The following is a 16873-nucleotide window of genomic DNA, read 5'->3' on the forward strand; positions in this document are numbered from 1 at the left end:
AACGAGACCAGGCATAGTGGCGACGACGGCCCGCTTCCGTGGGTTCGTCGTGCCTGCCCGCTGCGGACCGCCGCGGGCCGGTACCTGAAGCACATGCCCAGGAGGGGATGTAGATGACCGGAGCGGCCGAACCGAGCGGGACCCAGAGTAACCTCCCGCGGTCCCGTCGCAGGCGAGGGGTCGGCCTGGTCTCGCGCCTGGCCGCGCTCGCGGCGGCGGGCGGCGTCCTGCTGCTCGGACTCCTGGTGTCCCCGCACGCGGCGATGGCCCAGCCGAACGCCGTCAACGGCTGGATCAGCTACGGGCCGGACCCGGGCCAGATCAGCGTCGGCGGCCAGGCGACGGTCATCTCCGTCACGGTCCAGAACCTCGACCCGGTCTCGCCCAAGGACATCACGATCCGCGCCGACGTCGACGGCCTGAACGACGTCATCGCCGCCATCGACAACGACGGCGGCGCCGGCCTGTGCACCCGCGAGGACGGCGACCGGGCCAAGTGCTCCCAGGTCGAGCCGAACGGCCAGCGCACCGTCTCCTTCACCGTCACCACCGAGATGGACTCCGACCTCGGCAACGGCGAGCAGGCCACCGGCACCTTCAAGGCCGACTTCGGCGGCCAGGCGACCGCCGACGCGGGCCTCACCGTCATCGGCGCGGGCTCCTCGGTCTCCCAGATCACCGGCAAGGTCACCTCGAACGGCGACCCGGTCGAGGGCGCCAAGGTCGTCCTCACCGACGGCGAGGGCAACGACCACGAGACCGAGACCGGCGGCGACGGCGCGTTCCTGTTCAACGACTCGATCGAGCCCGGCGAGATGACGCTGACCATCACCAAGGACGGCTTCGAGGAGAAGGTCGAGGAGCTGACCGTCGAGTCCGGCGAGTTCAACCTCAACGTCTCCCTCGCGCAGGCCGAGGTCGAACAGACCTCCTCCGCGGCGCCGACGTCCGAGGCGCCTCCGCCCTCCGAGGAGCCCACGGCGGACGACGATGAGGAGAAGGGCGGCATCTCCGGCACGCTGCTGTTCCTCATCATCATCGGTGCGCTGCTCGTGGTCGGCGGCATCGTCGGCATCGTGTTCCTGCTGCGCGGCGGCAAGGACGACAAGGACGACGACAACGACTCCTTCCCGACCGACGGCCCGCCCGACCACAAGCCCACCGCGGCCCAGGTCGGCTCCCCCGGCGTCTACCAGGCCGGGCCCGCGCCCGGTTCCGAGGCGCCGACGATGATCCACCCGGGCGGCCTCGTCGACTCCGCGGCCCCGACCCAGTTCGGGCCCGCGTACGGCGGCGGCAACGACTCGACGCAGGTCATGCCGCAGTCCGGTTTCGGCGCCCCGCCCGGACCGGGCGGTCCGGTCGGCCCGGACGGGACCACGATCCTTCCGGTGGTGAAGACGCCGGGCGCGTTCGACGCCTCGGACGCCACGCAGATCATGCCGCAGGCGAACCTGTCGAACCAGCCGCCGGCGGCGCCGCACGGCTCGTTCGGGGCCGACGCGGCGACGCGTCCGCACCCGTCGCCGACCGGTGCCTTCGGCGCCGACCCGGCCGCGACCCGCCCCCACCCGGGGCCGTCGCCGACGGGCGCGTTCTCCGACCCGGGGGCCCGGCCGTCGCCGAGCCCGTACGGGGACGCGGGCGCGACCCGGCCGTACGCGGCCCCGACCCCGCCGCCCTCCGGCGGCGGCATGTTCGAGCCGCAGAACCCGGGCCTGGTGTCCGGCCCGCCTTCGGAGCCGCGCTACGGCGCCCCGAGTGCGCCGCAGAGCCAGCCGCAGCACAGCCAGCCGCCGCAGAGCCAACCGCAGAGTCAGCCCCAGGGCCAGTCCCAGCCGCAGTACGGGCCCGGTTCGCAGGGCTTCGGGGCCGGGAGCCAGCCGGGGTCGCAGGGCTTCGGCGCGGGCCAGCCGTCCGCCCCGCAGGGCTTCGGCGGGCCGAGCCAGCCCGGTTCGCAGCAGTTCGGCGGCGGCAGCCAGCCGGGTCCGGGCCAGCCCGGCCAGGGCTACGGCTCGCACAGCGCCCCGAGCGCGCCGCAGGAGCCGACGGGCTACCAGGGCCAGTCGATGCGCCGCGACCCGTACGCGCCGCAGTCCGAGCAGCCGGGCGGCACGCGCCCGATGCCGCAGTACGGCAACCAGTCTCAGCCGACCGCGCCGTACGGCGCCCAGCCGGACGCCGACCCCGAGGACCCCGACTCGCGCCGCACCGAGCGCCGCAACTGGGGCGAGTGGGACGACCGCCCGCGCTCCTGGTGAGCCCGGACCACCGACCGCGCTCCTGGTGAGCCCGGACCACCGACCGCGCCCCCGGTGACCGCGGGCCGCCGACCGCGCTCCGGCGCGGTCGGCGGCCCGGTTCGCTCTGGGGTGATCGGCGCACTTGTGCGTTCACACCTTCGGGTGAAACGACCGCCGCGGGGGCCGATTCTTGTCGGACCCCTGCGCAATGCTGGCCGCTACGGTCCCCTGGGTGGGTGGGGGTTTGGGATGGGAACTCCTACCTAAGCTTCGCGCGCGACAGCGAACGTCCCCAGACGCTCCGGTCCCAGGCCGACCCGGGCTGTCCGGGCCGCCCGAGCCCGTGCCGGGTTCCGGCCCCGCTCGCCCGCTCCGGTGAAAGCGGCCCCGGTGGGCGGAATTGCGGGGAGTTTCACCTAGTCGGGGAGGGGCACGGCACACACCCGCGCTCGCTGGACGGTGGCGACTTCCCGCAGGTCCGATAGACTGTCAGTGGTCGCCCGGATGAACGGGCGGGCGCAATCGCAGGCGGGGCAGCGTTCGAGCGCCGCCGGTCTGCGGCGGCTCGGTGAGCGGGCCGTACTTTTGCTCAGCCAACTGAGGAGTTGCAGTGGCCCGAGGTGACGGTCGACTCACCACGGAACTCGATCCCGACAGCCCCGGACCTCGCGACGCCTGCGGCGTCGTCGGCATCTGGGCCCCCGGGGAAGAGGTCTCGAAACTCACCTACTTCGGGCTCTACGCGTTGCAGCACCGCGGTCAGGAGGCCGCCGGCATCGCGGTCTCCGACGGCGCGCGCACCGTCGTCTACAAGGACCTCGGCCTCGTCGCGCAGGTCTTCGACGAGTCCACCCTCGCGCCCCTCCAGGGCCACCTGGCCATCGGCCACGCCCGGTACTCCACCACCGGCGCCCCCACCTGGGAGAACTCCCAGCCCACGATCCGCTCCACCTCCACGGGCACCGCGATCGCCTTGGCCCACAACGGGAACCTGGTGAACACCGCCGACCTGCTCAAGGAGGTGGACCACCTCGGCATCGACATGGGGACCACCACCTCCGACACGCACCTCATCACGGCGCTGCTCGCGGCCCGCCCCGACGAGTCCGTGGCCTCGGCCGCCGAGCGCGTCCTCCCGCAGCTGCGCGGCGCGTTCTGCCTGGTCTTCATGGACGAGCACACGCTCTACGCCGCCCGCGACCCGCAGGGCGTGCACCCGCTGGTCCTGGGCCGCCTCGCCTCCGGCTGGGCCGTCGCCTCCGAGACCGCCGCCCTCGACACCATCGGCGCCACGTTCGTGCGCGAGGTCGAGCCCGGCGAGCTGCTCACCATCGACGAGCACGGCCTGCGCTCGACCCGCTTCGCGAACCCCGAGCCCAAGGGCTGCCTGTTCGAGTACGTGTACCTCGCCCGCCCCGACACGAAGCTGGCCGGGCGCAACGTCTACGCCACCCGCGTCGAGGTCGGCCGCACCCTCGCCCGCGAGTTCCCGGTCGAGGCCGACCTCGTCATCGGCGTCCCCGAGTCCGGCATCCCGGCCGCGATCGGCTACGCCGAGGAGTCCGGGATCCCCTACGGCCAGGGCTTCACCAAGAACCAGTACGTGGGCCGCACCTTCATCCAGCCTTCGCAGTCACTGCGCCAGCTCGGCATCCGATTGAAGCTCAACCCCCTGGTCGAGCAGATCAAGGGCAAGCGCCTGGTCATCGTCGACGACACGATCGTGCGCGGCAACACGCAGCGCGCCCTGGTGCGGATGCTGCGCGAAGCCGGCGCGGTGGAGGTCCACATCCGGATCTCGGCGCCGCCGGTGAAGTGGCCGTGCTTCTACGGCATCGACTTCGCCACCCGCGCCGAGCTCATCGCCGGGTCGCTCGACACCGACGGGATCCGCGCGCAGATCGGCGCCGACTCCCTCGGCTACGTGTCGATGGAGGGCCTGGTCCGCGCCACCGAGCAGCCCGCGTCCCGCCTCTGCATGGCCTGCTTCGACGGGAACTACCCGATCGAGCTGCCCGCCTCCGACCTCATCGGCAAGCACCTGATGGAACCGCAGCCCCAGTCCGCAGCGTCACATTCACCTACCGCCCAGTCGACACGAACCACCGAAGCGAGCACGCAAGTGCGGGAAGGGACCACAGCGTGAGCAGCGGCACCACTCAGAAGACGATCTCCTACCAGTCCGCGGGCGTCGACATCGACGCCGGGGACCGGGCCGTCGAGGCGCTCAAGCCCTCGATCCGCAAGACCACCCGGCCCGAGGTCGTGGGCGGCATCGGCGGGTTCGCCGGCCTGTTCGCGCTCGACACCGAGAAGTACAAGAAGCCGCTGCTGGCCTCCTCCACCGACGGCGTGGGCACCAAGCTCGTCATCGCCCAGAAGCTCGACATCCACGACACCGTGGGCATCGACCTGGTCGCGATGGTCGTCGACGACCTCGTCGTGTGCGGCGCCGAGCCGCTGTTCCTCCTGGACTACATCGCCACCGGCCAGGTCGTGCCCGAGAAGATCGCCGACATCGGCGCGGGCATCGCCGACGGCTGCCGGTACGCCGGCTGCTCCCTCATCGGCGGCGAGATCGCCGAGCACCCGGGCGTCATGAAGCCCGACGACTACGACATCTCCGCCACCGGCGTCGGCGTCGTCGAGGCCGACAAGCTGCTCGGCCCCGAGCGCGTCAAGCCCGGCGACGTCGCGATCGCCATGCGCGCCTCCGGACTCCACTCGAACGGCTTCTCGCTGGTGCGCGAGGCCCTGTTCGGTGTCGGCAAGCTCGACCTGGGCACCGTGGTCCCCGAGTTCGCCACCGCCGACCGCAGCCAGCGGACCCTCGGCGAGGAGCTGCTGACCCCGACCCACATCTACGCCAAGGACTGCCTCGAACTCGCCAAGGAGTGCGACGTGCACGCCTTCGCGCACATCACCGGCGGCGGGCTCGCGGGCAACCTGGTCCGGTCCCTGCCCGAGGGGATGCACATCGAGGTCGACCGCGGCACCTGGGCGCCGAACCCCGTGTTCGACGTCGTCCAGCGCACCGGCGGGATCTCCCTGGAGGAGATGGAGCGCACCTTCAACATGGGCGTCGGCATGGTCGCCATCGTCGCGCCCGACCAGGTCGACCGGTCCCTCGCGGTGCTCACGGCCCGCCACGTCGAGGCGTGGACCATCGGCGAGGTCGCCGACGGCGGCTCCGGCGTCAAGCTCGCGGGCGGCTATCTGACGGCTGGGTAGGGATGTCGGGGGCCGCCAGCGGCTCCCCGTCCTCTTCCGCCCCTTCGGTTTCGGGGAGCGCCGCGTCCGCGCGGCGCTTCGCCCTGATGCTCAGTCCCAGCCAGATCAGGCCGATCACCGGCAGCACGGCCGCGAGGACGAGCGCCTGGTTCAGCGGCAGGTTCGGGGTGATCGCCACGCCCACGAGCAGGATCGTCGAGATGAGGATGGTCTTGCGCGTCGCCGGCTCGAACACCATGAGCGGCCCGAGCGGCACGTCGTGCCAGTCGACGCGCTTGGCGCTGCGGATGATGAGGATGCCGAGGATGAACCCGGCGATCGAGTCCGTGAGCCAGTGCTGGCCGCTGTAGAGCTGGCCGAGGAACACCATGCTCGGGGGCGCGATGAGCAGCGTCAGCCGCAGCCACTTCGGCAGCAGCCCGCCGACGAGCATCACGATGAGGCCGAACAGCAGGATCGAGTTGACCGCGTGCCCCGACGGGTATGCGGTCGCGGGCGCGACGCCCCCGCCGCCCTCCAGGAAGTACGTGAACAGCATCGGCCCGTCGGGGGAGACCTCCTCGAGGCGCAGCGGGTGCTGCGACAGCGGCCGGCCCAGCCAGTGCTTCATGCCGAGGATCAGCGCCAAGGTCATGAACGACAGCACGAACATGAGCATCGGCCGGATGCTCCGCGACCGCAGCGCGCACCACACCGAGAACGCCAGGCCGACCGAGGCGCCCGCCTCGCCCTCGCCGATCATGGCGATGGTCCGCCCGAACTCCCACAACCAGTCGATCTTGTTCTCCACGGCCCACATCCGCACCTCGTGGTCGAGCGTGACCAGCGGGGTGGGGAAGGCGAGCAGCACGGTCATGACCACGAACACGGCGAACAGGACGAGGTCCGGCCACCAGCTCTTCGGCCGCTCCCCGAACGGCTCCCAATCGAACCAGCCGACCGGAATGTAACGGCGCAGCGGCGTGACCAGCTGCTTGACGACGGACTTGTCGCTGACTGTTACACCCCGGTCCGTTATGTTCGCGCTCCGGCGCGGGGTCGAAGACCGGTTCGATTCAGAAGACATATACGGATGTTCGCCGGTCAAAGTGAATTTTGAGCACGCCACACCCGAACTGGACCGAATTTGTTATCAGGTCGGTATATATGGTGTGGTTTGCGACGCAACATCGATGAGCTGCATCGATAGTCAGCGATACCGGTCACGTTCCGACACGGCGTGTCCGGAGGTCAGGCGGTTGCGGGGAGCGGGAACCGGACCCTGGTGAGTTCCTCGGAGACGTCCCACAGTCGACGGGCCGTCGCGGGGTCGTACGCCTCCGCGCGGGCCCGCACGATGACGGGCGGGCCCTGGTGCTCGCCCCGGTGCCGCGGTCCGATGTACTGGCCGCCTTCGGCTTTCGGCTCGGTGGCGGCGTACAGCTGCGGGAGTGCGCCGGTCGACGCGGGCTGAGTGGCGAGGGGCATCAGGACCCGCCCGATGAACCGCACGACCGGGCGCATGCTCTGGAGCAGGTCGGTGGCGGAGAGGCCCGGGTGGGCCATGACGCTCTTCGCGGGGTTCCCGGCGGCGCGCAGGCGCCGGTCGAGTTCGATGCCGAAGAGCAGGTTCGCGAGTTTCGACTGGCCGTAGTAGCGGGTCGCGCTGTACCTGCGCTCACCCGTGAGGTCGTCGAAGTAGACGTCGCCGTGGTTGCTGGCGAGCGAGGCCACGGTGACCACGCGCGGGTCGGGGCCCTGGAGGCGGTCGAGCAGCAGCCCGGTGAGGGCGAAGTGCCCCAGGTGGTTGGTGGCGAACTGCGACTCGTGGCCCTGCTTGCTGAGCGACCGCGGCGGCGCCATGATGCCGGCGTTGTTGACCAGGACGTCGATCCCGGTGTCGAAGCCCTCGGCGAAGGACCGGACCGCGTCGAGGTCGGCGAGGTCGAGGCGCCGCACCTCCAGGTCGGCGCCGGGGACCTCGGCCTTGATCGCCGCGGCCGCCGCCTCGCCCTTCGCCGGGGTGCGGACGGCCATGACGACGCGCGCGCCGCGGGCGGCCACCGCCTTGGCGGTCTCCAGGCCGAGGCCGGAGTTGGCGCCGGTGATGAGGAACGTGCGTCCGGCCTGGTCGGGAATGTCGGCGGTGCTCCAGTCGCGGGACATGGTGGCTCCTTCGGATTGGATAAGATGAACCTGCCTTCACTATATAATGAACCCTGATTCATGTTATGGCAAGTCCGGCGGGCCTATGATGCTTCGCGGAGAGAGGAGACCGCATGGCACAGGACCGGCCGCTGCGCGCCGACGCGGCGAGGAACCGCGCCAGGATCCTGGAGGCCGCGAACCGCCAGATCATGAGCCGCGGTCCCGAGGCGCCCATGGAGGCCATCGCCGAAGACGCCGGTGTGGCGGTCGGCACCCTCTACCGGCACTTTCCGACCAAGCAGGACCTGGTGCGCGCCATCCTCGAAGCGCGCTTCGACTACATGACCGCCGAGGCCGAGGCCGCCGCCGAGCGCGTCGCCGCGGGCGCCCGCGCGCTCACCGAGTTCACCGCCTTCGCCCGGCTCATCCTGGAGGGCGCGGCCGACGACCTCGCCGTCAAGACCGCCGCCCGCGGCCTCGGCACCGAGCCCGATTACGCCCGCCACCTCGTGCGGGTCAACGCGGCCCTGGAACGGGTCATCGCCGCGGGCATCGCCGACGGCGACCTGCGGCCCGACCTCACGGTGACCGACGCGCACCTGTTCTTCACCGCGGCCCCGATCGACGAGCCCGCCCCGGCCCGCGACCGCTGGTTCGCCCTGATGATCGACGCCTTCCGCGCCGGCGCCGCCCGTCCGGTCGGGTAGCCGGGGTCAGTAGGTCAAGGGCCCCTTGAGGACCGAGAGCGCCGACGTCCGGTCGCCCTGCCACACCAGCGACGGGTGGTCCTTCGTCAGGCGGCCCCACAGCATGAGCAGCAGGTTCCCCGCGGTGCCGCGCACCTCGGCCACCGGGTCGCCCGGACCGTAGATCCACCAGTCGCCGGTGTCGTCGGCGTTGAACTTCACGCACGCGTCCGGCGGCCACGCCTTCCCCACGCCCACCATCTTGGGCGCCAGCACATCGAGCACTTCCGAGACGCCCGCCACCGCGAGGTCCGGGTCGAGCGGCGCCGGGTCGCCCGCGGTCCGCTGGGCGTCCCAGCGGTGCAGCATGGTCTCCACCGCGATCGACCGCTGCCAGTACCCGGCGTTCGGCGGAGTGAAGTGGCCCCATGCGGGGGTCGAGGGGTCGACGTCGAGCGACATCACCAGGAGTTCGGCGGTGCCTTCGAGCCATTTCAGCAGTTCGCCGCGGTCCTGGGGCGCGAGCGGCGGCGCGCCGTCGGGCGGGGTGTCGCCCCCGGTCCACTCGGTCACGCACGCGGCGGTGAACAGGTTCGAATGCCCGACCGCGCGCGCCAGTCCGGCGAGGTCGATCGGCTCCGCGAACTCCTCCCGGTACGCGATCGACGCGCCCAGATCGCCGGTGGCGACGCATTCGCGGAACGCGTCCATCTCCCGCCGAAAACACCGCAGATATGAAGCACCGTCCATGTCCCCAGACTATCGGCGAGCTGTACACCAGCGGTAACGGGAGCATTGGTTACCGGTATACCGGGCTTCACCACGGCCTGCGCAGAGCCGTTTTTGAGAACGCAAGGGGCCGAGCGCAATCGCTCGGCCCCTTGCCTCGTCTCCGGGTGTCCTAGCCTGCGGCGCCGAGGAGGGCGCGGAAGTCCTTCAGCTCAAGGTCGAAGACGGGAGAGCCGTCGCCGAGCTTGGAGTCCCGCAGGTGGAACCCATCTTCAGCGCAGACAGCGACTTCGACGCAGCTCGACTCATTGGAAGCGCCGCTGAGGGTGCTCTTGCGCCAGGCCCGGCGAAGTTCGACGCAGTTCGACTGATTCGAAGCGCCGCTGCGAGTGCTTTTACGCCAGGAGGTCACGGCAGTGTTCATGGAGGAACTCCTTCAACGGTATTCCGAGTTGCCACATGGCCTGACCGGCCTCATGGTACAGGGACACCAAGCGCTCCTCCTCGATGCACCAGCTCCGATTCGGGAAGCTCTCCGTGTAGATGAATGGCGGGAGGCTGAGTTCCCTGATGCCTCCTCGATAGACGTCGAACGAAGTGCTTCGGGCATGGTGGAACTGGTTTATCACCCGAATTTCAACATTCGGGAGCGAATCCTGTCCGAGCATGTCTCGAACGATCTCGATGCGGACCGGTTCAGGAAGCGACCGGAGATGGTAGATCGCACTGTCGCCGCTGAGGTACCGGACCTGTGGTGCAGGCGTGCGGGCGCGCAGGCCCTCGCGCCGACCGCGCTTGAAGTTCCAACCGTCTTCGGCCTCGGAATCGGGAAGCTGCTCAGCAGCTTGCGGCACGAGAAAGTGGTAGTCCCGGGTTTGCAGTGGCCCGTGGATGAGGTGGGGCTCGTGCTTGAAGATGAACTCTGCATTCTGCTCGGCCTTGGCGAGAGCGATTGCGTGAAGCCGAGGTTGCGCCTCCAGGATGCGGAAGTCATTGGCTTCCAGGATGAGTTCGATATAGAACCGCAGCTCCGCGTCGATTCCATAGACCTCGGCGATCCTCGCGATCATGCCGTATGGCGGATGGTGGATCCCGCGCTCCCAGTTGTAGATCGTGCCTGGCGATACCCGGAAGGCCCTGGCTACCTTCTTCTGAGACATGCCGGTCGCTTCCCTTGCATCTTGCATCAGGATCGCGACCAGCCATCGCATGAGCTTCAACCGGATCATCCCCGAACCTCCGATACCCGCGATTAGTGGGACTCCATGATGGCATGTCTCGAAACCGAAGCAAATACCAGCAATTAAGGGCCACAAGCATTTAGGCCCCAGAATTTAGGGCCCAGATTCTGAGGGTCTGGAACTGGGGGCCAGTATCTCGTACCTGATGGCGTCTTGTTTTCGCAGCTCAGGAGCCATACCTTCGAATCAAGCGCAGAGGCTTCTGGAGCCGGCGCGCTTGATGGGGGCATCGGAGTGCCGTGGCCGAAGGTGGGTTCGAGCGGCACTCCGGTGCGACTCCATCGGATATCCGACAGTTTCAAGACTGAGTCCGAAATGGAGTGATATCGATGCGAAGGGCGAGACTGAGCGTCGCGGACCTGACCGCGCTGGAGCGCGGGCGGTTCAGCGACGGGCGGCGGAGCTACACCGTGCGGGCCTCCGGGAAGGACTCGCCGGATTCGTTCCAGGTCTTCAGGACCGACAACGCGGCGGACATCGTGCTGATCGTGTCGGGGCTGACCTCCGGCAACCTCCACGCGACCTGGGGCGAGGAGTGGCGGGGCGCGCCCGAGAGCGCGCGGGAGTGGCTGCGGGCGTGGGCGTTCCACGTCTTCTACAACGGCGACGGGGTCACGTCGACCAGCGCCGCGACCCGGGGTGAGAGGTTCTGCGATGGGTAGCGGTGGCGACGTCTGGTTGGGCGACTTCAGTCGCGGTCCGGCGGTGTTCTCGCTCTACCGTTTGGGCATCGAGTCGGGCGGGCACCCGCTGGGCCCTCCGGAGTACCGCATCGACTGCAATGACGGGGCCGGGCCGCGCGAGATCTGCCGCTACTTCGACGAGCCCGAAGCGGTGCCGGAGTGGTTCGGCGCGTGGAGGAACGACGAGTGGTGCCCCTGGATCCTGGATCAGGCCGGCGCCCTCGCCTCGGGACCTGGGCCCCATTGACCTTCCTCCTCCCCAGAGCGTCCGGTCGGGGGTTGGTGGACCCGTGACCGGGCGCGGGGGTCGGGCCGGGCGGTCCTTGGTGGGAGCCGCCCGGCCCGCCTTCTGTCGTCACCCGCAGTGCGGGCCCCGCTGGCACCAAGCTTTGTCGGCGCAGCGAGAAGGGCGAGGGATGACTCCCTCGCCCTCGCTGTTCGTGCCGGTCTTTAGCGCTCGTAGGCCGGTTCGCCCATCCACCAGTTGCCGGGGGCCTCGGGGTCGGTGCTCGACCAGTACTCCACGATCGCGCTGACGAACTCCTCCTCGGTGAGGGTGCCGTCGCCGTCGATGTCGAGGTGCTTGAACGCGGTCGCGATGTCCTCGTCGCCGAGCCCCGGGAAGTGCGAGCGGGAGAACGACTTGAACTCGTCGCGGCTGACGTCGCCCGAGCCGTCGCCGTCGGCGATCGAGTGGAAGGTGCGCGCGAGCCGGCCCACGGTGGCGTCGGCGGCGGCCGGATCCTCGGCGAGCACCCGGGTGGCGGCCACGAAGGTCTCCTTGTCGATGGCCTCGGCGCCCTCGGCCAGGTGGGGGCGGTGGAGCCCGTTCCAGATGTCCACGTAAGCGGAGATGATCCAGGACTCCTCGGCGGAACCCGGCGCGTGGCCCAGTTCGGCGGCGGCGCGCTTGCCGAGCACGACGTGGTCCTGCTCGCTGAGGTGCCCGTCGCCGTCGGCGTCCAGGTAGTCGAAGCCGCGCGCGATCTTCGCGGTCAGCATGTCCTCGGTCATGAGATTCTCCATGGGTGCGATGTCCGAAAGGTCCCATGCAGCATTCCAGTCCGGAGGCCCCGGAACCGGTATCCCGCGCCGGGCGCGCGAAAGGCGCCGGACCTCATTGGAGGCTCGGCGCCCTTCGCACGCGGCGGGTTCCGCCTTTCACGCCTTGACGATGCGCAGTCCGGCCGTGCCGCCGTCGACGGCGAGGCTGGTGCCGGTGACGGCCTTGTTCGCCGGATCGCCGAGGTAGACGATCGCGTTCGCGACCTCCTCGGCCGAGACCAGGCGGCCCGTCGGCTGGCGCGCTTCGAGGCGGGCGCGCTCGGCGGCCGGGTCGTCGGCCTGGTCGAGGAGGCGCTGCACCCACGGGGTGTCGGCGGTGCCGGGGTTGACGCAGTTGACCCGGATGCCTTCGGCCACATGGTCGGCGGCCATCGCCATGGTCAGCGACTGGACCGCGCCCTTCGACGCCGAGTACAGGGCCCGGTTGACGAGCCCGGTGGTGGCGACGATCGAGGAGGTGTTGACGATCGCGGGCGATGCGGACTCGCGCAGGTGCGGCAGGCACGCGCGGGCGAGGCGGACCATGCCGAGGACGTTGACGTCCAGGACCCGGAACCACTGCTTGTCGGAGTTCTCCTCGACGGTGCCGACCGCGCCGATCCCGGCGTTGTTGACGAGCACGTCGACCCCGCCGAACCGCTCCACGACCGCGGCGACCGCGAGGCGCACCTGGTTGTCGTCGGCGACGTCGCACCGGGTGGACCAGTGCTTCTCGCTCGGGTTCAAGTCGAGGACCGCCACATTGGCGCCGCGCTCGGCGAAGGCGTCGGCCGCGGCCGCACCGATGCCGGAGGAGCCGCCGGAGACCACGACGGTGAGGTCTGCGAAACCGCTCATGCGAGTTCTCTCCATTCAGGACCGTTGGGATAGGCGAAGCGCTGCAGGCTCTCCCGCTTCATCTCCGCGGAGAAGCCCGGTGCGGTCGGCGCCGTGTAGCGGCCGTCCGCGATGACCGTGGGGGCGGTGAAGTGCTCGTGCAGGTGGTCGACGTACTCGATGACCCGGTCGTCCATGGTGGCGCTGACCGAGGTGTAGTCGAACATCGAGAGGTGGCAGACCAGCTCGCACAGGCCCACCCCGCCCGCGTGCGGGCAGACCGGCACGCCGAAGTGCTTGGCGAGCAGCAGGATCGCGAGGTTCTCGTTGACGCCCGCGACCCGGGCCGCGTCCATCTGGAGGAAGTCGATCGCGCCCGCTTGCAGGAGCTGCTTGAACATGACCCGGTTGTGGACGTGCTCGCCCGTGGCGACCTTGATCGGCGCCAGGCGCTTGCGGATCGCGGCGTGGCCGAGCACGTCGTCGGGGCTCGTGGGCTCCTCGATCCACCACGGGTCGAACTCGGCCAGCGCCTCGACCCACGCCACCGCCTGGTCGACGTCCCAGCGCTGGTTCGCGTCGACCGCGATCCGGATGCCGGGGCCGACCGCGGCCCGGGCGGCTGCGAAGCGGCGCCGGTCGTCCTCCAGGTCGGCGCCGACTTTCAGCTTGATCTGCTGGTAGCCCTGGGCGACGGCCTCGCGGGCGAGGCGCACGACCTTCTCGTCGTCGTAGCCGAGCCAGCCCGGGGAGGTCGTGTACGCGGGGTACCCCTCGCGCTCGACCTCGGCGACCCGCTCGGCCTTCCCCGGTTCGGCGGCGCGCAGGATCGCAAGCGCGCCTTCGGGAGTGAGGGCGTCGCTGAGGTAGCGCCAGTCGACGCACGCGACGACCTCCTCGGGCGTGAGCGAGGAGAGGTACTTCCACAGCGGCAGGCCCGCGCGGCGCGAGGCGAGGTCCCACGCGGCGTTCACCAGGGCCGCGGCGGCCAGGTGCATGACGCCCTTCTCCGGTCCGAGCCAGCGGATCTGCGAGTCGTGCGTGAGCCGCCGGTAGAGGTCGCCGAGGTCGGCGGGGCCGTGCACGTCGGCGCCGACCACGTACTCGCTCAGGGTCTCGATCGCGGCGCAGCACAGGTCGTTGCCGCGCCCGATCGTGAACGTGAACCCGTGGCCCTCGAACCCGTCGTCGGCGTGGAGGACCACGTACGCGGCGGAGTAGTCGGGGTCGGGGTTCATCGCGTCGGAGCCGTCGAGGCTGCGCGAGGTGGGGAAGCGGACGTCGACGACGTCCACGGCGGTGATGGTCACGCCTGGACCGTCGGGTTGGCGGTGGCGCCCAGGCCCTCGATGCCGACCTCGACCGTGTCGCCGGCCTTGAGGTACGGGAAGCGGCCGGAGAGGGCGACGCCCTCGGGGGTGCCGGTCAGGAGCAGGTCGCCGGCGTCGAAGGCCATGAACTGCGACATGTGGTGGACGATGCGGGCCACCGAGAAGATCATGTCCTTCGAGTTCGAGTCCTGGCGCGCCTCGCCGTTCACCTTGGACCACATGCGGAGCGCCTGCACGTCCTCGATCTCGTCGGGGGTGACCAGCCACGGGCCGAGGGGCGTGAAGGTGGGGCACGCCTTGCCCTTGGAGAACTGGCCGCCGGAGCGCTCGATCTGGAACTCGCGCTCGGACAGGTCGTTGGCGACGACGAACCCGGCGATCACGTCGAGGGCCGCCTCCTCCGACTCCAGGTAGGACGCGGGCTTGCCGAACACCACGCCCAGTTCCACCTCCCAGTCGGTCTTCTGCGAGCCGCGGGGGATCTGCACGTCGTCGTTCGGTCCGACGATCGTGTTGGGGTGCTTGTAGAACACGACCGGCTCGGCGGGCGGTTCGGCGCCGGACTCGGCGCAGTGCGCGGCGTAGTTCATGCCGATGCACACGATCGCGTTCGGCTTGGCGATCGGCGGGGCGATGCGCTCGCCCTCGACGTCGATCTCGGGGAAGCCGGCGACCGTGGTGATCCCGCCGCGCGCGAGGAACTCGCCGTCGATGTCGCCGATGGGGCCGGAGAGGTCGTAGTACTTGCCCTCGTGGAGCGCCACGGGGGTCTCGTATCCGGGCTGTCCGATGCGCAGGTACTTCATAGCTCTCCTAGCTGGTAGACCTTGGCGGCGGTGCCGCCGAAGACGTCGGGGTCGGTACGGCCGAGGACGTCGGTGAGGGCGTCCTTGACCTGCGTGTACGTGGCGGCCAGTTCGCAGACGGGCCAGTCGGACCCGAACATGAGGCGGTCGGGGCCGAACAGTTCGAGGGCGGCCTGCACGAACGGGCGCAGGTCCGCGGGCTTCCAGCGCTCCCAGTCCGCCTCGGTGACGAGCCCGGAGAGCTTCGCGACCGCGTTGGGGCGCTTGGCGAGCGGGGCCACGGCCGCGCGCCAGGCGCGCAGCCCGGCGTCGCCGTCGCGCACCTGGGGCTTGCCGAGGTGGTCGAGGACGAACGTGAGGCCGGGGACCGCGTCGGCGGCCTCGGCCGCGGCCTGGAGCTGGTCCACGCGGACCACCAGGTCGAAGGTCGGCACGTGCTCGGCGACCGCGCGCAGGGCCGCGATCACGTCGGGCCGGGCCAGGAAGCGCGGGTCGGGGCGGCCCTGGATCTGGTCGCGCACGCCCACCAGGAAGCGGGCCCGGGGGTGGTTCGCGTAGCGCGCCAGGGTGTTCGCGAGGTTCGGGTCGAGCAGGTCGATGAAGCCGACCACGCCCGCGATCTCCTCGGTCGCGCCCGCGAGGTGCAGGAACTCGACGGTCTCGGACGGGTGCCCCCAGGAGGCTTCGACCAGGACCGTCCGGTGGACCCCGGCGGCCTTCAGGTTGGCGCGCAGGTCGGCCACGCCGTAGTCGCGCCGGATCGGCGCGAACTCCGGCTTCTCGGCGAGCCACGGGTAGTCGGCGGTCCAGACGTGGTGGTGCGCATCGATGACGAGCGGAGCCGTCATGGGACGGGTGCCTCCTCGGCCAGCAGCCCGGCGCGCTTGAGGTCGTGCCACAGCGCGCCGGGGATCGGGTGGGCGTACATCGCGAGGGCGTCGTCGACCTCTGCCGGATTGCGCGCGCCGACCAGGATCGACGCGACGGCGGGGTGTGCGGCGGTGAACTGGAGCGCGGCGGCGCGCAGGGGGGTGCCGTGGCGGTCGCAGACCGCGGCGACGGCCTGGGCCTTCGCGACCATGCGGGGGTCGGCGGCGGCGTAGTTGAACGTCGCGCCGGGCCTGGGGTCGGCGAGGATGCCGGAGTTGAAGACGCCCGCGGCGATCACCGAGACGCCGCGGTCCAGGCACAGCGGGTAGAGCCGGTCGAGCGCGGACTGGTCGAGGAGCGTGTAGCGCCCGGCGATGAGCGCGGCGTCGAAGTCGGCGCGCTCGATGAGGTCCGCGGCGTCGGCGGTGGAGTTCATGCCGATCCCGATCGCGCCGATCCGCCCGCCCGCCTTGAGTTCGGCGAGGGCCCGGTAGGTGCCTTCGAGGGCGGCGTCCTTGTGGTCGTCGGCGTCGTGGATGAGGCCGATCTCGACCCGCTCGGCGCCGAGGCGTTCGAGGCTGGAGCGGTAGGAGTCGTGGGCGGCGCGGTAGGAGAAGTCGAACTCGGCGCGCTTGCCGTTCGGCTCGGCCCACAGGTCCCACCGGCCCTCGTGGTCGACCAGGACGCGGCCGAGCTTGGTGGAGAGGGTGTAGGCGTCGCGGTCCTTGGGCGCCAAGGCGTTCCCGAGTCGGGTCTCGGAGAGGCCGGCCCCGTAGTGGGGCGCGGTGTCGAAGTGGCGGACGCCGCCGGCCCACGCGGCGTCGACGGTCGCGGTGGCGGTCACGGGGTCGACGGGGGTGAACAGCCCGCCGAGGGGGGCGCAACCGAGGCCCACGGCGGAGACGGTGACGTCGGTGGAACCCAGCCGCCGAACCGGCAGCGCGGACTGGTGAGCGCTCACAGGGTCTCCAATGCGGGACATATGGGGGTGTTTCCGCGGGTCGGTCCGGCAGCCGGACGCCCGTCGCGACACTATCCTATAGGA

At 70.6% G+C, this 16873-nt stretch carries 17 protein-coding genes; 6 read left to right on the plus strand and 11 right to left on the minus strand.

The window, feature by feature from the left end; all coding sequences use genetic code 11:
* The first annotated feature begins 113 nt into the window (after positions 1-113).
* The 3 genes from BLS99_RS22590 to purM all read left to right on the plus strand — a co-directional run bounded on the left by BLS99_RS22590 (position 114) and on the right by purM (position 5474).
* Entirely contained in the window at positions 114-2261 is a 2148-nt protein-coding gene (locus tag BLS99_RS22590; protein ID WP_091053990.1) for a carboxypeptidase-like regulatory domain-containing protein, read from the plus strand.
* Between the two features lie 592 nt (positions 2262-2853).
* Entirely contained in the window at positions 2854-4389 is a 1536-nt protein-coding gene (purF, locus tag BLS99_RS22595) for an amidophosphoribosyltransferase (protein WP_091053991.1), read from the plus strand.
* Positions 4386-5474, plus strand: a complete 1089-nt coding sequence (gene purM, locus BLS99_RS22600; RefSeq protein ID WP_091053992.1) for a phosphoribosylformylglycinamidine cyclo-ligase — start codon at positions 4386-4388, stop codon at positions 5472-5474. The genes purF and purM overlap by 4 nt, the downstream gene beginning before the upstream one ends.
* Here purM and BLS99_RS22605 read toward each other — a convergent pair.
* Positions 5440-6540 carry a phosphatase PAP2 family protein gene (locus BLS99_RS22605; protein ID WP_091053993.1) on the minus strand — a complete coding sequence of 367 codons (1101 nt, stop codon included), beginning with the start codon at positions 6538-6540 and terminating at the stop codon, positions 5440-5442. The genes purM and BLS99_RS22605 overlap by 35 nt on opposite strands.
* A 164-nt stretch (positions 6541-6704) precedes the next feature.
* On the minus strand, positions 6705-7619 hold the full coding sequence (locus tag BLS99_RS22610; protein WP_091053994.1) for an oxidoreductase: 915 nt from the start codon (positions 7617-7619) through the stop codon (positions 6705-6707).
* Positions 7620-7732: 113 nt separating this feature from the next.
* Between BLS99_RS22610 and BLS99_RS22615 the strand changes: the two genes are divergently transcribed.
* Entirely contained in the window at positions 7733-8308 is a 576-nt protein-coding gene (locus BLS99_RS22615; RefSeq protein ID WP_091053995.1) for a TetR/AcrR family transcriptional regulator, read from the plus strand.
* Between the two features lie 6 nt (positions 8309-8314).
* On the opposite strand, the gene BLS99_RS22620 is transcribed toward BLS99_RS22615, so the two are convergent.
* The 3 genes from BLS99_RS22620 to BLS99_RS22630 all read right to left on the minus strand — a co-directional run bounded on the left by BLS99_RS22620 (position 8315) and on the right by BLS99_RS22630 (position 10245).
* A complete protein-coding gene (locus tag BLS99_RS22620; protein WP_091053996.1) occupies positions 8315-9037 on the minus strand; it encodes a maleylpyruvate isomerase family mycothiol-dependent enzyme in 723 nt (240 codons plus the stop codon).
* Between the two features lie 151 nt (positions 9038-9188).
* Complete coding sequence (locus BLS99_RS22625) at positions 9189-9440, minus strand: DUF397 domain-containing protein (protein WP_091053997.1); 252 nt, start codon at positions 9438-9440, stop codon at positions 9189-9191.
* Positions 9412-10245, minus strand: coding sequence for a Scr1 family TA system antitoxin-like transcriptional regulator (locus BLS99_RS22630; protein WP_091053998.1), 834 nt, complete (start codon positions 10243-10245; stop codon positions 9412-9414). The genes BLS99_RS22625 and BLS99_RS22630 overlap by 29 nt, the downstream gene beginning before the upstream one ends.
* Before the next feature lie 341 nt (positions 10246-10586).
* Here BLS99_RS22630 and BLS99_RS22635 point away from each other — a divergent pair, with 341 nt between their 5' ends.
* Together BLS99_RS22635 and BLS99_RS22640 are read left to right on the plus strand one after the other, a co-directional pair.
* Positions 10587-10919 carry a hypothetical protein gene (locus BLS99_RS22635; protein WP_091053999.1) on the plus strand — a complete coding sequence of 111 codons (333 nt, stop codon included), beginning with the start codon at positions 10587-10589 and terminating at the stop codon, positions 10917-10919.
* Between the two features lie 61 nt (positions 10920-10980).
* Complete coding sequence (locus BLS99_RS22640) at positions 10981-11187, plus strand: hypothetical protein (protein ID WP_143034915.1); 207 nt, start codon at positions 10981-10983, stop codon at positions 11185-11187.
* A 203-nt stretch (positions 11188-11390) separates the two neighbouring features.
* On the opposite strand, the gene BLS99_RS22645 is transcribed toward BLS99_RS22640, so the two are convergent.
* The 6 genes from BLS99_RS22645 to BLS99_RS22670 form a co-directional block, all read right to left on the minus strand.
* Positions 11391-11954, minus strand: a complete 564-nt coding sequence (locus BLS99_RS22645; protein ID WP_091054001.1) for an EF-hand domain-containing protein — start codon at positions 11952-11954, stop codon at positions 11391-11393.
* A gap of 147 nt (positions 11955-12101) precedes the next feature.
* Positions 12102-12842 carry an SDR family NAD(P)-dependent oxidoreductase gene (locus tag BLS99_RS22650; RefSeq protein WP_091054002.1) on the minus strand — a complete coding sequence of 247 codons (741 nt, stop codon included), beginning with the start codon at positions 12840-12842 and terminating at the stop codon, positions 12102-12104.
* Positions 12839-14131, minus strand: a complete 1293-nt coding sequence (locus BLS99_RS22655; RefSeq protein WP_245712378.1) for an enolase C-terminal domain-like protein — start codon at positions 14129-14131, stop codon at positions 12839-12841. The genes BLS99_RS22650 and BLS99_RS22655 overlap by 4 nt, the downstream gene beginning before the upstream one ends.
* Positions 14128-14958, minus strand: a complete 831-nt coding sequence (locus BLS99_RS22660) for a fumarylacetoacetate hydrolase family protein (RefSeq protein ID WP_091054003.1) — start codon at positions 14956-14958, stop codon at positions 14128-14130. The genes BLS99_RS22655 and BLS99_RS22660 overlap by 4 nt, the downstream gene beginning before the upstream one ends.
* Entirely contained in the window at positions 14955-15806 is an 852-nt protein-coding gene (locus BLS99_RS22665; protein WP_091054004.1) for an amidohydrolase family protein, read from the minus strand. Before BLS99_RS22665 ends, BLS99_RS22660 begins: the two co-directional genes overlap by 4 nt.
* Positions 15803-16789: an aldo/keto reductase gene (locus BLS99_RS22670; protein ID WP_218126800.1), complete on the minus strand. Its 987-nt coding sequence runs from the start codon at positions 16787-16789 to the stop codon at positions 15803-15805. Before BLS99_RS22670 ends, BLS99_RS22665 begins: the two co-directional genes overlap by 4 nt.
* Between the last annotated feature and the right edge of the window lie 84 nt (positions 16790-16873).

It is taken from the genome of Glycomyces sambucus (assembly GCF_900102815.1).
Lineage (GTDB): Bacteria > Actinomycetota > Actinomycetes > Mycobacteriales > Micromonosporaceae > Glycomyces > Glycomyces sambucus.